A 17,855-nucleotide genomic window follows, 5' to 3' on the forward strand; every position below is an offset into this window, starting at 1 on the left:
AAGGAAGGGACCAGCTCTCGACCGACGCATGAACCTGCCGCACAGCCCGCTTCCGACCATGTATGTAGTGTCCGGACCTGGACTGTTGTGATGCCGAGGCTTGGGCTGTGCTTCCGTCTGCTGAACAAGGGCCGCACGGGTGCTCGCAAACCAGTCCCGGAGGCTAGGGCGATGACAGAGCCTGTTCAGGAACCAGGAGAGCCAACGCCGTTCGGCGAGGAGCGCGACCCTGCCCGGGTGATGGCGTTCAGCGATGCCGTGATCGCCATCGCGATTACGTTGCTCGTGCTGGAGATCCGCCCGCCGCATGACACTCGCCAGCTGCTGCACGGCCTCGTCATGCTCTGGCCGTCCTACCTCGCCTACGCCGTCACATTCATGCTGATCGGGCAGGTGTGGGCCAACCATCACGTCATGTTCGACCACATCCGCAGCGCCGACCGGTTGATGCTGTTCCTCAACACCGTGCTACTGATGGATATCGCGTTCCTGCCCTTCGCCGCCTCTGTGCTGGCCGAGGCGTTCCGCGACGGACGTGGGCAGCGCACCGCCGTCGTCCTGCACGGCCTTGCGTTCGAATTCGCGGCCGTTTTGTTCAACGTCATCTGGTGGCATGCCCGTCATGAACGTCGACTGCTCGCGTCCACCATCGATGCGGCCGGTGTGACGGCCGTCAGCCGGCGCTTCCAGCTCGCCCTTGTCTGGCTTGGCATGGGGACCCTGCTCGGTGCCCTGCTGCCCGTCCTCGGTGTGGCCGTGATCTCTGCCTTCATCCTCTATTACTGGCTTCCCATCGCGGGCGAGATCGGCGAGGTGAGGCGTCGGCGCGATGGATGGAGCGTGAGCGCCGAGGTCTCAGCCGGCTGCGTCGAATCCCCGTACGCCCACGTCGGCGACGTGCAAGGTCGGTTCCCTCCTGCGCGTTAGAGCCGTGTGATATCGACTGGTGCCAGGTGATTAGAGATCGAGGACGACGTCGGTGTCCGGTGTACTGCAGCACACAAGGACGGTGCCGGGCTCGGGAAATTCGAGCGGTGGGGTGGTGTAGGTGACGTCGCCTGCCACGAGGTGGGTGATGCAGGTGTGGCAGACGCCGGTGCGGCAGGACCAGCGGGTCGGGACATCGCATGATTCGGCGAGGTCGAGGAGGGATGCGTGGGCGGATGACCATGGCGTGGTGACGCCGCTGCGGGCGAAGGTGATGAGTGGGCCGGTGCCAGGGGGGCCGGGCGGTTGGTGTGGCCGGAGGACCGCGGCAGGGGCCACGCCGGGATTGATGGCGGGCAGGGCGCTGAACTGTTCGGTGTGAATCCGCTCGGTGCGGAGGCCGTGATGGCGCAGGAAGTCGCCGAGGTCGTTCATGAAGGCGGTCGGTCCGCAGAGGTAGGCCTCGGCGTCGGTTGGGATATGCGTGGCCGCGAGCGTCTGGGAGGTCGGGCGGCCCTGGATGATGTGGCCCTCGTCGGGAGGTGGGGCTTCGGCGGTGTAGTAGACGTACTCGTGAGCGTGAGGGAGGTGCGCCAGTAGGGCGTGGGACTCCTCCGCGAACGCGTGGTGGGCGCGGTCGTGGGCAGTGTGGATCCACCAGACCGGGCGCGGGTCTCGTGTGGCGGCGAGTTGGTGGAGCATGGCCAGCACGGGGGTGGCGCCGATCCCCGCGGAGATGAGGACGACGGGGCGGGTGCTTTTTTCGAGTACGAATGTTCCGCGGGGGCTGGCGATGTCCACGAGGGCACCGGGGTGAAGTCTGGCGTGGATGTAACTGCTCACTTGTCCATGGGGCTCGTGTTTGACGCTGATGCGGTAGGTGCCGGCGGTTGGCACGGCTGACAGGGAGTAGCTGCGCACTGCGGGTGGGGCGCCGCCGACGGCGAGGCGGAGCGAGAGGTACTGGCCCGGGCGGGCCGGGGGCAGGGGTGTATCGTCCGTGGATTCGAGGTAGATCGAGGAGACGGTGGGGGTCTCCGGAACGATGCGGGCAACGCGCATAGCCTTGAAGCCCTGCCATCCGGGTTCTTCTCTGGGCTGCCGGGTGCTGGCGCGTTCGCCTGGCCATCCCGGTTCCTGTTGGGGTTGTTGGGCAGTGGCGAGCTCGCGGAAGGACTGCTGCCATCCGGGGCTAAGGGCGGGAATGTCGAGTGCTTTGCGTAGCTTTTCGGGGTCGCGGTCGGGGAGGTAGAGCAAGGCGTCGGTGTCGGCGACGCTGAGTTGTTCGGGGCCTCTGCGGGTGAGCGTGATCTCGTCGCCGGCCTGGACAAGTCCCTCGGTGATCACGCGGAGGTAGAAGCCGGGGCGGTGGTGGGCAACCAGGAGTGCGGCCATGGTGGGTTCGCTCAGGCGCATGCCGACGCGGTAGCAGGTGACGCGTGGCTGGGTGACCTCGAATTCGGCTTCGCCGATGCGGTACCGGTCGCCGATGCATACTTCGTCGTCGGGCAGGCCGTCGACGGTGAAGTTCTCCCCGAAGATCCCGAAGGTCAGGTCGTCGCGACCGAGCTGCTTTTGCCAGTACTGGTAGGACTGCAGTTGGTAGACCAGAACGGCTCGAATCTCGCCGCCGTGCCCGGCGAGGTCGCCTTGGCCGTCTCCTTCGACGTTCAGCCGCCGCACCATGCGACGGCCCGCGACGGGAGATTTCCATGCTCCGGTGTGGACGGTCCTTCCCCGCCAGAAGACGTCCATGGGCATTCCGACATTAACGGACAGCAGCCTCGCCATTGCAGACCTCCTGCGGGTGGCTCGCCGGGCAGTCCCTCAATGCGCTGTGATCTGTTGCGCTAGGTCGATCGTAGTTCTTGTGCTGATGCCGCTGGCGGCTCTCCCGTCTAAGCCGTGGTGTCCGCGGAGAATTTTCGACCAGAGGGGTCACGGATGCTCCACCTGGCGGATTATCCGTGTCGCGGACGTCGTCGACGGATCTTCGCCCTGTGAGCGTCCGGTGCCTGAATGGACTACGAGCCCAGTGGGGGATAATCCGTCTGATCACCCTCGCAGACGACCGCCGGAGAGGCTACTCGGCAGTGGCGTTGCGGGTGCGTTGGTTGCGGCGCCTTGCATTCCTGCCCCGCCAGCAGGCCCTCGCCGCTGTCCGCACGGGGGCCGAGCACGCCCGCTCCGGACAAGCGGTTCTGCATGCTGGGTCTGGTGGTGCGCCGCACCCCGTCCGCACACCGCACGGGCTCACTGGCCCTAGCCCCCCGTCTGCCAGAGTACTGATCGCGCTGCTACCAGACCTAGATCCATGCGCCCCGGGTCGGGCGGCTACCGCAGCACGCAGAGCCGCCGCACCCCGGTGAGCAGCCACGAGACAGGCAGACCCTGGCGCCACGAGAGGCGATGGCGAGCTCGCTGAGGACTGTGCAGGGACGCAGGCTTGAAACAGACCCATGTTTGAGACTGGGGCGCGGCAGACCCCATCCGCACCTAACCCCTAACAATAACTTGAAAGGTTAGCCGAGTTGTGTTCGACTGAAGCTGTAACCAATGAAAACCGAAAGGGAGGTTAGAAGGATGGCTTCCGCAGTCCACCACCGCACCGCTACCGTCGACGGGCTCCGGGTCTTCTACCGAGAAGCAGGCGACCCCAAGGCACCCGCTGTGCTCCTCCTGCACGGCTTCCCGACCAGCTCGCACATGTTCCGCCACCTGGTCCCGGCCCTCGCCGACCAGTACCACGTCATCGCCCCCGACCACGTCGGGTTCGGCCAGTCGGCTATGCCAACCCTGCAGGAGTTCGCCTACACCTTCGACGCCCTGACCAAGGTCACCTCAGGCCTGCTCCAACAGCTAGGCATCGACCGGTTCGCCATGTATGTGCAGGATTACGGCGCCCCCATCGGCTGGCGGCTAGCCCTCCAGGACCCCGACCGCATCACCGCGATCATCACCCAGAACGGCAACGCCTATGAAGAGGGCTTCGTCAAGCCTTTCTGGGACGGCGTCTTCGCCTATGCCAAGACCCCGAACCCGGACACCGAAGCCCCGATGCGCGCCGCCCTGACCCCAGAGATCACACGTTGGCAGTACGTCAACGGCGTGGCCGACCCCAGCCTCGTCAGCCCCGACAACTGGGTCCACGACCAGGCGTTGCTGGACCGTCCAGGAAACGACGAGATCCAACTCCAGCTCTTCCGTGACTACCCCAGCAACGTGGACCTCTACCCGCAGGTTCACCAGTACTTCCGCGACTCCCAGGTCCCGCTGCTCGCTGTCTGGGGAGCAGGCGACGAGATCTTCGGCCCAGCGGGCGCGGGAGCATTCCGCCAGGATCTGCCCGATGCCGAGATCCACCTGCTCGAGTCTGGGCACTTCGCCCTCGAAAGCCACCTCGAGACCATCACCACCCACATCCGCGCCTTCCTCGCCCGCGTCATCGCCTGACGCGGAGGCTCGGAGCACCTGCGGCGGTTGCGGACCCTCTCCCCTCCCGCTCCAGCCCGGCGAAGGCAAAGCCGTTTGGACCTGCTTCCGTCGGCCCGAGGCGAGTACCTCCCGCAGCTCGTGCACGACCTGACCATCGGCAGAAACCACCCACCACCCCGAACGCGGTCGCCCCTCCCCCGCACCTGGAAGGAAGCCACCATGGGACTGTCCTGGCAGCAAGGCCCCCTCTCCACCGGAGCCATCGGACACTTCCTCACCCCGGAATCCCTGCCCGAGCGCCTCTTGTACGCCGAGCGACTACGCCGCCGTATGCGTGTGAAGTTCAACGACACCTTCATCGCCGACAGCGAGAACGTGATCCTTCTCCACGAGCCGGGCCGCTACCCCGTCGCCTACTTCCCCAGCGAGGACATCGACGCTCAGGCCCTGGTCCCGAGCGGCAAAGTCACCCACCACAAGGACCTGGGCGACACCGCCTGGTACGCGGTGCATGCCGGCGACCGCACCACCGAACGCGCCGCCTGGGAGTTCACTGCGCTGCCCGAGCATGCCGTCGACCTCCAGGGCCGCATCGCCTTCGCCTGGCGGGCCATGGACGCCTTCTACGAGGAGGACGAACGCATCCTGGGACACGCTGCGGACCCGTATCACCGCATCGACATCCGCAACACCTCCCGCAGGCTGGAAGTCCGGCTCGACGACCACGTGATCGCCCGCTCCGAGCACCCCGTCGTGCTGTTCGAGTCCGGTTTCGCCCCGCGCTGGTACGTCCCCCGCGCCGACATCGATGAGACCCGACTGGATCCGGTCGAAGGCCAGACCTTCTGCCCCTATAAGGGCCTGTGCGACTACTACGACATCGGGGAAGCACGCCGCGCCGCCTGGTCCTACCGCAACGCCTACCAAGAGGCCGACCGGATCAACAATCTGGTGTCATTCGAGGCGGACAAGGTCGAGGTCTATCTGGACGGCGAGCGTCTGCATCCCGAACCCGGCCAGAACGTCATCTCGCACGGTGTCGACCGCGGTCTGGACGTCGACGAGGTCAAACCTCACTGACCGCGACGAGCGCCTTGGTTCCGTCACGTGGCGACGGCGGCGCGTTCGCGGGCTGCGCGGACGGCGGCGGTGAGGCTGGTGAGGTCGTAGGCGCCGTGGTGTCTGCGGCCGTTGATGAAGAAGGTGGGGGTGCCGGCCACGCTGCTGAGGTCGGCCGACTCGACGTGCTCGGCGATGCGGGCTGCGCCGGTGTGGGCGCGCATGTCGCGTGCGAAGCGCTCGGTGTCCAGGCCGATGGCGGCAGCGTGGGCGTGCAGGTCTTCGATGCGGAGGGCTTGTTGATGGCTGAGCAGCAGGTCGTGCATGTCCCAGAAGCGGCCCTGGCGCGCTGCTGCTTCGGAGGCTTCGGCGGCGAGTTGGGCGTGGATGTGCACGTCGGTGAGGGGGAGGTGGCGCCATACGTAACGCAGGTCTCCGAAGTCGGCGAGGAGTTCACGGACGACGGGCTCGGCCTGCCCGCAGTAGGGGCATTCGTAGTCGCCGTACTCCACGACGGTGACAGCGGCGTGGTGTGGTCCTCGGATGTGATCGTGGTCGGGGTCGACGGGCACGGCCAGGTCGACGATCGTCTCCGCCTTCCCGAGCAGGGCCCTGAGCCGCAGCGCAGGCGGCAGGAGTCCGATCGCCGCGGTGACGAGCCGGGCGGTCAGGAAGGAGCAGACGAGTGTGGCGAGGATGCCGAGCTTGGCCTCGTCGAGGCGTGCACCTTGGAAAGCGAGGGTCGCGATGAGCAGGGAAACGGTGAACCCGACCCCGCACAGCGCTCCGCCGGCGGTTGCAGCGCCCCAGCCGACCGGGAGGCGCAGCCGCCCGCGGGAGGCGAGCGTGGTGAGCGCGCAGGCTCCGACGATGCCCAGCGGCTTGCCCAGGACGTAGGCGATGAGGATGCCCAGGGTGACGGGCGAGGTGAAGGCTCGTGCCAGTTGGCCGCCGCTGATTTCGATGCCGGTGTTGGCGAGGGCGAACAGCGGGACCACCGTGTAGCTGGTCCAGGGGTGGTAGATGCGTTGCAGGCGGTCGTTGGGGGAGATCGCCGAGGCGATGCCGGCGCGGACGGACCGTTCCAGTTCCGGGGTGGGCTGCTCGCGGAACAGCCGGAACAGGCCGCTGGCGTGTTCCAGGTCGGCGCGCGAGGCAGGGTAGGCATAGGTGAGCAGCCCCAGGGCGAGACCGGTCACGACCGGGTCCACACCCGACTCGAGCAGGGCGACCCAGGCGACGACGCCCAGCAGCGCGTACACGCTGCCGTGGCGTACGCCGAGTCTCAGGCTGAGCAGGACGAGCGCGAAGGTTGCGATGGCCACGGCGAGTGCGGGCACGGCGATGCGGTCGCTGTAGGCGAAGGCGATGACGCCGAGGGAGAGGAAGTCGTCGACCACGCTCAGCAGGAGAATGAAGACCCGCAGTCCGGGCGGCATGCCGCGGCCCGCGACGGCCAGCACACCCAGGGCGAACGCGGTGTCGGTGGACATCGCCGCACCCCAGCCCTGCTCGCTGCCGTGGCCGGCGTTGACGGCGAGGTACAGGGCGATGGGCACGATCATGCCGCTGAGCCCTGCGACGAGCGGCAGCGTGAGCCGCTTGCGCTCGCGCAGTTCCCCCATGTCGAACTCCCGGCGTGCCTCCAGACCGACGACGAAGAAGAAGAACGTCATCAGGCCGCTGTTGACCCACTCCCGCAGGCCGAGCGAGACCCCGTAGGTGCCGAAGCGGACAGACAGGCGGGTGTGCCAGAACGACGTGTAGGCCGAGGGCGCCGCGTTCGCCCAGAGGAGCGCGGCGAGCGCGGCGGCGACCAGGACGGCGGCACCGCCGGTCTCGGTGCGCAGGAAGGCACGCAGCGGGGAACGCGATCCGCTGCCGCACAGCGTCTGGCCGGTGTAGGCCTCTGCTTCAGGGGACATGGGTCAGATTCTCGTTCGAGGCCTGGCTGACCAGCGTGCGGACGGAACGCCGGTGCGTCGGCCGTGGGTCGTTTGACAGGCTGACGGGCTCGCGGGCATGGCAGCGGCATCGGCCAGGTTCACGGGGGCCGCGTCGGCGGGGTCCAGGCCTGGAGCACACGACCCCGCATGCGCCGTACGTCATGCGCCTCGAGCTTGGCGTACGCCGGCGTCGGGAGACGTGGCGAAGGTCTGCAGGTGGTCGATGGCCGCATGCAACGCGTCTTTCAGCGGAGCGATGTCCCGCGCGACCTGGGCGAGGAGCATGCCGCCCTGGAAGGCGGCAAGGAGCAGATTTGCCAGTTGCGTGGGATCTGCCTCGGCGCTGATGCGGCCGAGTTGCTGCATGCGCTCGATTCCCTCGCGGAAGATCCCCCTCCACTGATCGAACGCACTGGCGAGCTCGTCGTGCACGTCGAGGTCCGTCTTGATGATCTCGCTCGCCAGGGAGCCGAGGGTGCAGCCCTCCTGGTAGGCGCGCTCATAGCCGATGTAGAAGTCCGCCCACGCCCGGAGCGCGTCGAGAGTTTCGAAGCCGGCGAATCGCTCATCGCGGTGGAAGGTCAGGACGCGTTCGGCCTGCCAGGCGATCACGGCCAGAACGAGACTCTCCTTGCTCGGGAAGTAGTGGTTCAGCTGCGATCCGCTGACGCCGGCGGCGCGACGGAGCTGCTCGTTGTTCGTCGCGTGGACTCCGTTTGTGTAGATCAGTTCCGCGGCGTGCTCAAGGATGCGGGCCCGCGTGGCCTGCCCCTTTGACGTGAGCTTGTGAGGCGCCGGAGCTGCCGTAGTGGTGGTCATGCCTCAAGGATACCCCGGATTGGGCTTGACAGCCCAGAACCGAGGGTGTTCACTCTGAGAAATGGGCCGGGCAGCCCAGAATTGCCAGGGTTCACATTCCGAACAGGGACTGAACCCCTGAAGCAGTAAGAACCGGCCTGGGCTTCGACGCTGACTGTTCACACACTCACCGGAGGTTGATCCGCAATGTCACGCCTGAGCGTTCCCTCGCCCGACGACGTCACCGACGGCGCGAAGGGCGTCCTCGACACCATCGGCGCGCAGTTCGGGTTCGTCCCGAACATGTTCGGCACTCTGGCGTCGAACCCGACCGTGCTCGACGTCGTCATGACGCTGCAGGGCAGCTTGAGCCGGGTTCTGGACGCGAAGACGCGGCACACCATCGCGCTCGCCGTCTCGCAGGCCAACGGCTGCGACTACTGCCTGGCGATGCACACCTACGTGTCATCCAAGCTCGGCGGCATGTCGAGCGACGACATCGACCTGGCCCGGGCCGGGAGCTCGGTCGATCCCAAGCGCGCGGCGGCCGCTCGTTTCGCTCAGCAGGTGGTGGAGAGCCGCGGTCGGGTGAGCGACGCCGACCTCGCGGCCGTACGAGGCGCCGGGTTCACCGACCCGCAGATCCTGGCGATCGTCACGGTGGCGGTGCAGGTCCTGCTGACCAACTTCATCAACAACGTCAACCAGACCGACGTCGACATCCCCGCCGTGAGCGCGGCCGGCACGTCCGGCTGATCGCTGCAACCCCCGTCGAGGCCGCGCTCACGGCCGTCACATCTCTCACCGCACCACAACGACCATTCGGGAAGGTTCGCCATGCCGAGCTCCGAACTCTATGAGACGTTCATGGCACTGCACACCCGCGACGGCGGCCTCGTCATGCCGAACGCCTGGGACGGCCTCTCGGCGCTGCTGCTGGCCGATGCCGGTTTCGAGGCGATCGCCACGTCGTCGGCGGCACTCGCCGCCACACTCGGCCGGGCCGACGGGCGTCACGAAGTCACCCGCGACGAGCACCTCGCGCATGCACGGCTGCTCGGCCGGCTCACCGGGCTGCCCGTCAACGGAGACTTCGAGGACGGCTACGGCGACACGCCCGAAGACGTCGCGGCGACCGTGGAAGCCGCCGTCGAGGCCGGCCTGGCCGGTATCGGGATCGAAGACACCTCAGGCGATCCCGATCAACCGATCCGCGGCTTCGACGAGGCAGTCAACCGCATACGCGCCGCCGTCGAGGCGGCCAAGGGGCGCATCGTCGTCACCGGCCGCACCGACAACTTCCTCCAGGGCCGGCCCGATCTCGACGACACCATCCGGCGTCTGACGGCCTTCGCCGAGGCCGGCGCGGACGTGCTCTACGCCCCCTACCCACCCGACCTCGACGCACTCGTCGCGATCGTCACGGCCGTTGCGCCGACGCCGGTCAACGTCCTCATCTCGCCGGCGGACAAGGTGCTGACCGTCGCTGAGCTGCAGCAGGCCGGCGTCAAGCGCATCAGCTTGGGTCCAGCGCTCTACACGCACGCGATGGGGGCACTGCAGCAGGCCACCAAGGCTCTCGTCGCCGGCGACCTCACCACCGCGACGACAGGAATCAGCTTCGAGCGCATCAACGACCTGCTCGCCCGCGGCGCGAACTAGCCCGAACCCGAACCACCGCTTCTCACCCGCTCATCACAAGAAGAAGGCAGATCGACATGAACCTCGACCAGCTCATGAACAAGCACCTGACCAGGTACTTCGACCCCAGCAAGACCATTCCGGAGGAAACCCTTCAGCAACTGCTGAAGTTCCTGCGCTCCACGCCGTCATCGGTGAACGTCCAGCCGAACCACTTCTACGTTCTCGCCACGCCCGAAGGCAAGGAGCGGCTGGCCAACAACCTGGGCGAACGATTCCGGGACAACGCCGAGAAGATCCTGAATGCCTCGCACACCATCATCCTCACCACCCGGGCCGATCTGCCCGACACCCACCTGGAGGCGGTGTTCGCGAAGGAGAGGGCCGACGGCCGGTTCCCCGACCCGGCGAAGCAGGAGCTGTGGGAATCCATGACCCGGGACTTCCTCAGCCTGCGCACCTACGGCTACAAGGACCTCGGCCACTGGATGGAGAAGCAGACCTACCTGGCGATGGGTCTGACCATGATGGCGGCCGCCGAGCTCGGTGTCGAGGCCACGCCGCTGGAGGGGTTCGACCCGACCAGTGTCGACAAGGCCTTCAAGATCCGCGAGAGCGGACACACCACGACGGTGCTGCTGGCCCTCGGCTACCCCGACCCGGAGAGGGTGTACACCACCCCGATCTCCCGTTTCGACACCGACCAGCTGTTCACCTTCGTCTAAGACACACCGGAAACCCACCATTCATACGAGGAAGAGGCATTTCGATGAAAGCCATTGTGGTCACCGACCAGGCCGCGGGAATGGCCGGGATGAAGCTGACGGAACGGCCCGAGCCACTCGCAGCGATCAACGACGTCATCGTGCAGATCCATGCATCGGGCTTCGTCCCCACAGAGATGGAGTGGCCGTCGACCTGGACCGATCGCGCCGGCCGTGACAAGACACCATCGATCCCCGGCCACGAGCTGGCCGGAGTGGTCACCGCCCTCGGCTACGGCACGACGGGGCTCTCGGTCGGGCAGCGGGTGTTCGGCCTCGCCGACTGGCACCGCGACGGCACCCTCGCCCAGTACGTGGCGATCGAAGCACGCAACCTCGCACCCCTGCCCGGCGACGTCGACTTCACCGTAGGCGCGTCCCTGCCCATCTCAGGCCTGACCGCGTGGCAGGGGCTGTTCCAGCACGGCCGCCTCCAGACCGGCCAGACCGTCCTCGCCCACGGCGCAGCCGGGGCAGTCGGCACGATGGTCACCCAGCTCGCACGGGAAGCCGGCGCCTACGTCATCGGCACCGGACGCGCAGCCGACCGCGAGAAGGCACTCGACTTCGGCGCGCACGAGTTCGTCGACCTCGAGAACGACACGCTCAAAGACGTCGGGAGTGTCGATCTGGTCTTCGATGTCATCGGCGGCGACGTGCAAAAGCAGTCCGCCGCCCTGATCAAGGCCGGAGGAACCCTGGTGTCCGTCGTCGGCCCGGTCGAAGCACGGCCCGCCGACGGCCTGGCCGTCGACTTCGTCGTCGAAACCGACCGCGCCCAACTGGGTGAGATCGTCCAGCGGGTGCGCGACGGACGGCTGCGGCCCAACATCGGTGACATCGCCAGCCTCGACGACGCCATCGGCGCCCTCAACCCGACCACGCGACGCCGCGGCAAGACGATCATCCGAGTCCTGCCGTAGACGGCCGTGCCGGAGAGCAGGACCATGACCTGCCCGTCGGTCGGTGGCCGTCCAGTGCCGGCCACCGACCGGCGCCAAGGGCCCGAAACGGCACACGCCAGGCCCTCGAACCCACCCAGGAGTTGATCACCTTGGACGGACAGGAACTGCAGAAGATCGCGCGCGACCACACCGCGGAACTTCCCGGCACCGACCAGGAGCATCGTTTCGACCCCGACTGGGAGCTCCACAAGGTGGGCGGCAAGGTCTTCATGCTCATGACCGACATGCCGGGACGCCCCGTCGTGATCCTCAAAGCCGCCCCGGACGACGCCACAGCCCTGCGTCAGAAGTACGCAGACATCACGCCCGGCTACCACATGAACAAAAGACACTGGATCACAATGGAAGGCGGAGACACCATCGACGACAAGCTGGTGAAGGAGCTCGTGACCGACTCCTACCGTCTCGTCGTCGGCGGGCTTCCCAAGTCCAAGCAACCCGTGGATCCAGACACCCACAACCGCCACGCCTGACCCTCCCATGCCCACCCTGCGACGCAGCGTCGCAGCCCTCATCCGGAGCCCCCATGCGCGTGTTCGTCACCGGCGCCAGCGGCAGCATCGGCTCAGTTGTCGTTCCCGAGCTCATCGCCGCCGGCCACGAGGTCCTCGGCCTCGTCCGCTCCGATGCCGCGGCGACGGCCGTCACCGCCGCCGGCGGGACGCCGCTCCGCGGCGACCTCAGCGACCTCGACAGCCTCCGCACCGGCGCCACACAGGCCGACGGCGTCATCAACCTCGCCTTCAGCAACGACTGGAACAACCTGGAAGCAGGCATCGACGAGGAAGCGCGCGCTGTGCAGACCCTCGCCGATGCACTCTCAGGCAGCGGAAAGCCGTTCGTGCACGCCGGCCTCACGCCGATGATGCCAGGGCACACCTCCACCGAGGACGACCCCGACACCACCGACGGTCCGGTCGGCGGCCGCGGCCGCACTTCCCAGATGGTGCTGGACCTGGCCGACCAGGGCATCCGCTCCTCGGTCGTGCGGCTGCCGCGCTCCGTGCACCAGCGCGGGTCGCAGTACGGCTTCTGCTCCGTCCTCATCGCCGCCGCGCAGAAAACCGGCGTGTCAGCGTACGTCGGCGACGGCACACAGCGATGGCCGGCGGTCAACCGGCTTGACGCCGCCCGGCTGTTCCGCACCGCATTCGAGGACGCCGCGCCGGGCACGGTCCTGCACGCGGTAGCCGACGAGGGCGACACCATGAAGACGCTGGCCGAGGCCATCGGCGGCGTTCTCGCGGTGCCGGTCGAGTCAGTGCCGCCTGAGCGCTTCGGCGTCATCGGCCGCGTGTTCGCCCTCGACATGCCATCGTCGAGTGCACTGACCCAGGAACGGTTCGGCTGGCAGCCCACCCACCCCAGCCTGATCGACGACCTCGCCGCCGGCGACTATCCCGCCCTGGGCTGAACTCCTCGGGATGCCGCCGCGAGCCGGCCAGCATCACCGGCGAGCGCGGCGTTGAGGCGGTGTGTTTCGCCGACACCCTCGGCTCCCAGGTCGAGATCGTGCAGAACACTGACCGGCCCTTGGGCCCGAACCACGAAGGTGCGGCCAGAACCGCCAGCACCTCGTGCCCGTCTTCCGACGGCCAGGCGAGGCCCTTCTCGTCTGGGGTGAGGGCTGGAGCGCGGCCGCGGGCCGGTCTCGGCTTGTTGCCGTGTCCGACTTGCGCTTCGGGATGGTCTCCTGCCTGGGCGCAGGGTTTGCGTCGCGGACCGCAGCTTCGCGCGCGTGATCGGTCAGGCGCCCGGAGCGATCACGCAAGGCGAGACGCAGACCCAGGTGGCCTTGCGCTTCTGGTACGCGACCGTGTGCAGAGCCTCCTGATCCGCTCCGTTGGAGAGCACGGTGTAAATGGCACGGCCGTGGATCAGAGCAACGTCACTGAGGATGCGGACCTTGACGTCGTGCACAGCGAGATCGCTGTGGGCTGGCCAGATGAGGGTCGATGCAGCCGACGCAGCAATCGAAGCCACCAGGTAGATCACCGCGGATGACACTGCCAGAAGGATGGTTCTGTCTCGGCGAACCACGTTGATCACTGGTGTCGCGTCGTGCTTCCAGCCATTCCTTTTTCGATGACCGTCTTCCCGTTGTGTCGCTCGGTTCAGTTGAGGGCTGCGACCACGTTGTCGTGGCTCGCACGTCACCGATGTTGGTCCGCAACCGCCCGTAGCACACCCTCTGCGCCGTGAGGTGACGCCGTACCCGCAAAGAGATCAGTCCGGGTCCCCGGCTACTCGGGCTGCGTCAGGAAAGGATCCGCACGAGTGCCGAGAGCGCCTCGGGCCATGCAGTGTCGGAGGGCACCCCGTATCCAACGACGAGGGCATCGGCCACGGCGCTCAGGGACCGTGCATGGCGGTATCGAGACAGGCTGGCCACTTTGAGGCCCTCCAGGGTGGCCGACTGAAGGACCCGCTGCTCGGTCCCGGGCGGCAAACCGAGCACGGTGTGCAGGCCCGCCGCTGTCCCGACGGCGCACACCTTCGGGGCGTGCTGGGCCAGGGCTGTGACCAGAGCGTCTCGTCGATCGCGGTAGCGCCGACGGACGGCACGTACGTGACGGTCGTAGGCACCGGAGGTGATGAATTCCGCCATCGTCAGCTGGCTGAACGCCTCGCACGAGTCGATCTGCCCCTTGGCCGCCATGGCCTCCTCAGCCAGCCGGGGAGGCAGCGCCATCCAGGCGAGCCGCAGGCCGGGAGCAAGGGTCTGGCTGGCGGAACCCAGGTAGACCACGCAGTCGGGGTCGAGTCCTTGGAGCGCCCCGACAGACTGGCGGTCGAACCGGAACTCACCGTCGTAGTCATCCTCCAGGATCAGCCCGCCGGTCCGTCTGGCCCAGTCCACGACGGCCGTCCGGCGATCACGCTGCAGCGCCGTGCCCACAGGGAACTGGTGAGCCGGTGTGAGTAGGACCGCATCGGTGCCGACGGGCGGCACCGGCACGGTCCCGTGGGCATCCAACGGAAGCGGGAGGGTCTGGAGCCCAGCAGCCTCCAGTAGGCCCCAGTAGCTGTTCAGGCCGTAGGACTCGACGGCGACGTTCCTCGCCCCCCGCCCGGCCAGGACTCCGCTCAGGATCTGCAGGCCGTGGAAGACGCCAGCACAGATCAGTATGTGCTCCGGACTCACGTGCACGCCCCGGGCTCGAGCGAGATGGTCTGCGAGTGCGGCCCGTAGCTCCGGCCGACCGCGGGGGTCGCCGTAGCCGAGCGCGTCATCGGAGGCGGTGGCCAGGGCACGGCGGGCGGCTTTCAGCCAAGCTGCACGGGGAAAGGTGGTGAGGTCGGGGTTGCCTGGGATCAGGTCGTAGCAAGGGCCAGCGGACGGCTCGGCGGCCCGGCGCACCAAAACCGGCTGAGTGATCATCCTGTCTGTCACGAGGGTGCCCGAGCCTCTGCGGCCGGTCAGCCATCCCTCGGCAACGAGGTCGGCATAGGCGTCAGCCACGGTGTTGCGGGCAAGGCGGAGCTCGGCGGCGAGCCGGCGGGACGAAGGCAGCCGTGTTCCCGGGGCCAGGTGGCCGCTGCGGACAGCTTCGCGCAAAGCTTCGGCCAGCGCACGGCGCACACCACGTCCAGCTTGTGGCAGATCATTCCCCAAGGCATGCCGTAGCTGCGCTGGACTGATCACGGCACAGGCGCCGAGAGGCTCAGCAGAGGCCGCAGTGTTGACAGGAACATCGACCGGGCCGCCGGACAGCAGGTCGTCGATGGCAGTGGTGCGTTGGTTGTCGTTGATCAGATCAGAAGTCACGATGCGAACCTCAGCACTCGACGCACTTGCTCAGCCGACGTTGGCGGTTTCGGCGAGTTGGTCGGCGGCTCGGGCGAGAAGGATGACATCGGCTCCGGCCTGGGCAAGTCCAGTCGTGATCGCAGTGCCAATGCCGTGATCAGAGGCAGTGAATCAGTACGGTCTCGCCAACGAGCCCAGCTGTCATGCATCAGTGTTCCTTTCAACGCGGTGTGTGGGATGGGCCCTCCCTCGCCCCCGTGGAACACCACGCGACTTCGATGAGTGAGATGGCCTCCCCGACTTCCTCTTCGCCTATCTGATGAGCGTCGTTCCTTCGCACCGTCTTACCGAGAATCCGCTGTTGTGCCACTGCTGGTGGACGCGACCTGTTCTGCGGCAGATACTGAAGGACGACGAGGTCACATCGCTCGACGATGGGTAGTGAGCGGCGAATGGATGCCTCGGACGAACTTCTTCAGGTGCCGAAAGCGTCGGCTCTCTTGACTCTGGACGGAGCTATCCGCAGCCTGAACACGGCGATGGCCAGGACACTGGGCAGCTCAATCGAACAGTGCCTGGGTCGTCGCTTCGGTGAGCTGTTGCCCGCAAGCCAGTCGACTGCGGTCGAGAGCCTCGTGACCCACGCAGCTACGACGAAGACGGTTGCGATGCGGGTGCTGGAGTTCCCCGGGCCGGGTGCAGCGCCTGTCGTCTGCCTCATCGAGGCGCGGCCAGTGAACGATCCCTTAGGCGGCGGGCGGCTGGTGTGGATGCACTCGTTGGACGCGGGAAACGACCTGGGCGGTCTGGTGATCCCGTTCCGGTTGGCGGCCGAGGCTGCCAGCCTCGGTCTGTGCATGTATTCGCCCCCGTCGCGCGAGCTGGAGTGGTTGGGTGGCGCTCCCACCTTGGCAGCGCTGTTTCCGCGGGCCTCCATGGCCTTGTCCGAGGTGGTTCGGCGAGTCCACCCCGATGACCGCGGGGCTCTGCGGCGGCTCGTGAATTCGCCAGCTGCCCGGTCCCCCTGGATCAGGTTGCGGTTCCTCACCGAGCGTGATGGCTGCCACCATCTGATCTGCCAGGCCCGCCGGATCGTGCTGGGCTATGGCGGCGCTGAGTGGGGCATCGGAGTGATCTGCGATGACACCAAGGGGGAAGCGCGCCGTCGCAGGGCGTTGGTCGCGCTGAGTGCTGAGCGGCAGCGAGCCGCCGAGATCGCGGCCTTCTCCTCCGCCCTGATGACCGCAGTCACGGAGCAAGAAGTACAGCAGGTCGTCCTGACCCGGCTCGCCGCCACCTTCGGTGGTACCGGCGCCGCGCTGGCGCTCGTCACAAAAGGCCGCCTGCGCGTTTCCTCCGATGCCGGGATCCCGATACCGGTGGCCGCCCTGCACGGCATGCCGCTGGACGCACCCAGCGCGCTGCCCTCTGCGATCCGCACTGGCGAGCCGCAGTTCATCTGCTCCCGAGAGGAGTACGTCCGCCGCTGGCCGCACGGGATCATGGTGCCGTACTTCGACCAGCTCGACTCCGGCTATGCCATCTCGATCACCTCCCTCAGCCCGGCCGGCGATCAGTCGCTCGGTGCCTGGTTGGTGACCTACGACAGCGAACACCACTCGTCCCCGGATGAGCGGGCCCTCATGGGGACTCTTGCCGACCTCGCAGGTCAGGCGCTAAAACGCGTCAGGTTGCAAGAGGCACGGGTCGAGCTGGCCACGGTGCTCCAGCAGACTATGCTCCCCACGCTGCCCGAGCACCTGCCGGGTCTGGAGGTCGCCGCCCGCTACCAACCGAGCCGCGACGGGCTCGACATCGGCGGAGACTGGTACGACGCCTTCGTCATGCCCGACGGCGCCATTGCCGTGGAGATCGGCGACGCCCAAGGGCATGACGTGAACGCTGCCGCGGCCATGGGACAGGTGCGCGCCTCCATGCGCGCCATCGCTGCCCGCGAACCGGATCCCGCAACCGTGCTGACGCGCACCAACGAGCTGCTCGTCACGATGGGCTCGGCACGATTCGCCAGCTGCGCCATGCTGCGCATCGACCCGGTCGACGGACGGGTCACCGGTGCCAGCGCCGGCCATGTGCCGTTGCTGTACGCACGCGGCGACGGCAGCCACAGCATCCGTGAAATGCCGGGCGGCCCGGTGCTGGGAGTCCTGCCCGAGGCCGACTACCTCGAAGAGACCTTCACACTGGACAAGGACGCCGCGCTGGTCATGGTCACCGACGGCCTGGTCGAAGGGCCGGCCCTGCCACTGGACGACGGACTGGAACGAGCTGGAACGCTGGCCGCCCAAGCCGTCCACGACGGACTGACCGCCGAGGAGACCGCCGACCGCATCCTCGACGCCGCGGTCGAAGGGGACCACCTCGACGATGTGGCCGTGCTGATCATCCGACGCACGTGACGGCGCCCCTGGCCTCACCGCGTTTGGAAGATCGCGTCGTCGGCACCTGGCCCACAGGGTCGCTGACCTGCGATGTCGGGCGGGATCCCCTGTGGCTTTTCCCTGGTTCACGTGGGTGCCCGTCGGGTCGTCCAATGGGCCGTTTCCCTGCT

Annotated in this window: 15 protein-coding genes; 10 read left to right on the forward strand and 5 right to left on the reverse strand. The window is 67.4% G+C overall.

The window, feature by feature from the left end; all coding sequences use genetic code 11:
* The first annotated feature begins 171 nt into the window (after positions 1-171).
* Positions 172-927, forward strand: coding sequence for a TMEM175 family protein (locus ACGFZN_RS31250; RefSeq protein ID WP_393861802.1), 756 nt, complete (start codon positions 172-174; stop codon positions 925-927).
* 30 nt (positions 928-957) lie between these two features.
* Here the strand turns inward: ACGFZN_RS31250 and ACGFZN_RS31255 are convergent, their stop codons facing one another.
* The gene (locus ACGFZN_RS31255; protein WP_393861803.1) at positions 958-2,718 is read right to left on the reverse strand and encodes an MOSC domain-containing protein; all 1,761 of its coding nucleotides are present in this window, start codon (positions 2,716-2,718) and stop codon (positions 958-960) included.
* A gap of 792 nt (positions 2,719-3,510) precedes the next feature.
* Here ACGFZN_RS31255 and ACGFZN_RS31260 point away from each other — a divergent pair.
* Positions 3,511-4,380, forward strand: coding sequence for an alpha/beta fold hydrolase (locus tag ACGFZN_RS31260; RefSeq protein WP_393861804.1), 870 nt, complete (start codon positions 3,511-3,513; stop codon positions 4,378-4,380).
* A 201-nt stretch (positions 4,381-4,581) separates the two neighbouring features.
* Entirely contained in the window at positions 4,582-5,442 is an 861-nt protein-coding gene (locus ACGFZN_RS31265; protein ID WP_393861805.1) for a DUF427 domain-containing protein, read from the forward strand.
* 23 nt (positions 5,443-5,465) lie between these two features.
* Here ACGFZN_RS31265 and nhaA read toward each other — a convergent pair whose 3' ends face one another.
* Together nhaA and ACGFZN_RS31275 are read right to left on the reverse strand one after the other, a co-directional pair.
* A complete protein-coding gene (nhaA, locus tag ACGFZN_RS31270; protein ID WP_393861806.1) occupies positions 5,466-7,346 on the reverse strand; it encodes a Na+/H+ antiporter NhaA in 1,881 nt (626 codons plus the stop codon).
* 180 nt (positions 7,347-7,526) lie between these two features.
* Positions 7,527-8,186 (reverse strand): TetR/AcrR family transcriptional regulator, encoded by a 660-nt coding sequence (locus tag ACGFZN_RS31275; RefSeq protein ID WP_393861807.1) that lies wholly within the window; start codon positions 8,184-8,186, stop codon positions 7,527-7,529.
* Between the two features lie 186 nt (positions 8,187-8,372).
* Here ACGFZN_RS31275 and ACGFZN_RS31280 point away from each other — a divergent pair, with 186 nt between their 5' ends.
* From ACGFZN_RS31280 to ACGFZN_RS31305, 6 genes are all read left to right on the forward strand, one after another.
* Complete coding sequence (locus tag ACGFZN_RS31280) at positions 8,373-8,921, forward strand: carboxymuconolactone decarboxylase family protein (RefSeq protein WP_393861808.1); 549 nt, start codon at positions 8,373-8,375, stop codon at positions 8,919-8,921.
* Positions 8,922-9,032: 111 nt separating this feature from the next.
* Complete coding sequence (locus tag ACGFZN_RS31285; protein ID WP_393861809.1) at positions 9,033-9,827, forward strand: isocitrate lyase/phosphoenolpyruvate mutase family protein; 795 nt, start codon at positions 9,033-9,035, stop codon at positions 9,825-9,827.
* A gap of 56 nt (positions 9,828-9,883) precedes the next feature.
* On the forward strand, positions 9,884-10,531 hold the full coding sequence (locus tag ACGFZN_RS31290; RefSeq protein ID WP_393861810.1) for a nitroreductase family protein: 648 nt from the start codon (positions 9,884-9,886) through the stop codon (positions 10,529-10,531).
* Between the two features lie 44 nt (positions 10,532-10,575).
* Positions 10,576-11,493 (forward strand): NADP-dependent oxidoreductase, encoded by a 918-nt coding sequence (locus ACGFZN_RS31295; RefSeq protein WP_393861811.1) that lies wholly within the window; start codon positions 10,576-10,578, stop codon positions 11,491-11,493.
* Positions 11,494-11,624: 131 nt separating this feature from the next.
* Positions 11,625-12,008, forward strand: a complete 384-nt coding sequence (locus ACGFZN_RS31300; protein ID WP_393861812.1) for an MmcQ/YjbR family DNA-binding protein — start codon at positions 11,625-11,627, stop codon at positions 12,006-12,008.
* 53 nt (positions 12,009-12,061) lie between these two features.
* Positions 12,062-12,949 (forward strand): SDR family oxidoreductase, encoded by an 888-nt coding sequence (locus ACGFZN_RS31305; RefSeq protein WP_393861813.1) that lies wholly within the window; start codon positions 12,062-12,064, stop codon positions 12,947-12,949.
* Between the two features lie 332 nt (positions 12,950-13,281).
* Here ACGFZN_RS31305 and ACGFZN_RS31310 read toward each other — a convergent pair whose 3' ends face one another.
* Positions 13,282-13,530: a hypothetical protein gene (locus ACGFZN_RS31310; RefSeq protein ID WP_393861814.1), complete on the reverse strand. Its 249-nt coding sequence runs from the start codon at positions 13,528-13,530 to the stop codon at positions 13,282-13,284.
* A gap of 262 nt (positions 13,531-13,792) precedes the next feature.
* Positions 13,793-15,151, reverse strand: coding sequence for a PLP-dependent aminotransferase family protein (locus ACGFZN_RS31315; RefSeq protein ID WP_393861933.1), 1,359 nt, complete (start codon positions 15,149-15,151; stop codon positions 13,793-13,795).
* 587 nt (positions 15,152-15,738) lie between these two features.
* Between ACGFZN_RS31315 and ACGFZN_RS31320 the strand changes: the two genes are divergently transcribed.
* Positions 15,739-17,703: a SpoIIE family protein phosphatase gene (locus tag ACGFZN_RS31320; RefSeq protein WP_393861815.1), complete on the forward strand. Its 1,965-nt coding sequence runs from the start codon at positions 15,739-15,741 to the stop codon at positions 17,701-17,703.
* Positions 17,704-17,855: the final 152 nt, after the last annotated feature.

The sequence above is a fragment of the Streptomyces sp. NPDC048192 genome (assembly GCF_043202415.1).
GTDB lineage: Bacteria > Actinomycetota > Actinomycetes > Streptomycetales > Streptomycetaceae > Streptomyces.

Coding starts and splice junctions, on each gene's coding strand:
- ACGFZN_RS31250 (WP_393861802.1), top strand. CDS start 172: ATGACAGAGCCTGTTCAGGAACCAGGAGAGCCAACGCCGTTCGGCGAG.
- ACGFZN_RS31290 (WP_393861810.1), top strand. CDS start 9,884: ATGAACCTCGACCAGCTCATGAACAAGCACCTGACCAGGTACTTCGAC.
- ACGFZN_RS31285 (WP_393861809.1), top strand. CDS start 9,033: ATGGCACTGCACACCCGCGACGGCGGCCTCGTCATGCCGAACGCCTGG.
- ACGFZN_RS31320 (WP_393861815.1), top strand. CDS start 15,739: ATGGATGCCTCGGACGAACTTCTTCAGGTGCCGAAAGCGTCGGCTCTC.
- ACGFZN_RS31255 (WP_393861803.1), bottom strand. CDS start 2,718: ATGGCGAGGCTGCTGTCCGTTAATGTCGGAATGCCCATGGACGTCTTC.
- ACGFZN_RS31295 (WP_393861811.1), top strand. CDS start 10,576: ATGAAAGCCATTGTGGTCACCGACCAGGCCGCGGGAATGGCCGGGATG.
- ACGFZN_RS31305 (WP_393861813.1), top strand. CDS start 12,062: ATGCGCGTGTTCGTCACCGGCGCCAGCGGCAGCATCGGCTCAGTTGTC.
- ACGFZN_RS31260 (WP_393861804.1), top strand. CDS start 3,511: ATGGCTTCCGCAGTCCACCACCGCACCGCTACCGTCGACGGGCTCCGG.
- ACGFZN_RS31265 (WP_393861805.1), top strand. CDS start 4,582: ATGGGACTGTCCTGGCAGCAAGGCCCCCTCTCCACCGGAGCCATCGGA.
- nhaA (WP_393861806.1), bottom strand. CDS start 7,346: ATGTCCCCTGAAGCAGAGGCCTACACCGGCCAGACGCTGTGCGGCAGC.
- ACGFZN_RS31280 (WP_393861808.1), top strand. CDS start 8,373: ATGTCACGCCTGAGCGTTCCCTCGCCCGACGACGTCACCGACGGCGCG.
- ACGFZN_RS31275 (WP_393861807.1), bottom strand. CDS start 8,186: ATGACCACCACTACGGCAGCTCCGGCGCCTCACAAGCTCACGTCAAAG.